Below are 934 nucleotides of genomic sequence, written 5' to 3'. Positions count from 1 at the left end.
TTGGCGGGTTTGCCTGATTTTATTACCGAATCAGACAAAGCCGTGAAGCCTGCGCAGTGGCTATTGGATAACCCTGGTACTCGCGTAGAGGCGCGTGACAATTACACCGTCTCGGATTACTTGATTGAGTGGCAAACTGATTGGGTGAAGCGCTTTGGTATTGATGGCTACCGTGTCGATACGGTGAAGCACGTTGAAGGCGATGTGTGGAAACGCTTGAAAGAAGAGGCTTCAAGCAGTCTTGAGCAGTGGCGTAAAGAGAACGGTAAGTCAGGTCAGCCATTCTGGATGATGGGTGAAGTATGGGGACATACCGCTTATCGCAGCCCTTACTTTGACGATGGCTTTGATGCGTTGATTAACTTCGACATGCAGAAGAAGTTAGACAAAGGCGCGGCGTGTTTCAGCCAAATGGCAGACACCTACCAAAGCTATGCAGATACTATCGCCAATGAGAAAGACTTTAACCCTGTGAGCTACATGTCTTCTCACGATACGGAGTTGTTCTTTTCTCGCTTCAAAGATTACGGCATGCAGCGTAACGCAGCGAATGCACTGCTTCTAAGCCCTGGTGCTGTTCAGGTTTACTACGGTGACGAAGTGGGTCGTAACATTGGTCCTTACGCGGACGATTTCCACCAAGGCACACGCTCTGACATGGTATGGAAGCTATCGGATGAGAAGCAAGCGCTGCTCAAGCATTGGCAAACCCTTGGTCAGTTCCGGAAAGCGCATCCAGCGATTGGTGCAGGTCAGCATCACGTGATTGAACAAGAAGGCGCATACGTGTTCTCTCGCTCGCTTGGCAATGACAAAGTCGTTGTGGCGTTTGTGGGGCGTGACAAGTAGTTAGAACTTTGTTTTAAGCCTAGATAGAAAAAGCCCTTTCTTGAGTTCTCAGGGAAGGGCTTTGTTGTTTTTGATGTTTACTTAT

At 48.7% G+C, this 934-nt stretch carries 1 protein-coding gene; it reads left to right on the top strand.

Annotated elements, in window-relative coordinates:
- On the top strand, positions 1-849 hold an 849-nt coding region (locus IQR33_RS35065), incomplete at its 5' end, for an alpha-amylase family glycosyl hydrolase (RefSeq protein WP_265575817.1).
- Between the last annotated feature and the right edge of the window lie 85 nt (positions 850-934).

The organism is Vibrio sp. OPT46 (assembly GCF_015163535.1).
Classification (GTDB): Bacteria; Pseudomonadota; Gammaproteobacteria; order Enterobacterales; family Vibrionaceae; genus Vibrio; species Vibrio alginolyticus.
Note: the sequence above shows the minus strand (reverse complement) of the source record. Positions and strands in the feature narration are given on the sequence as shown.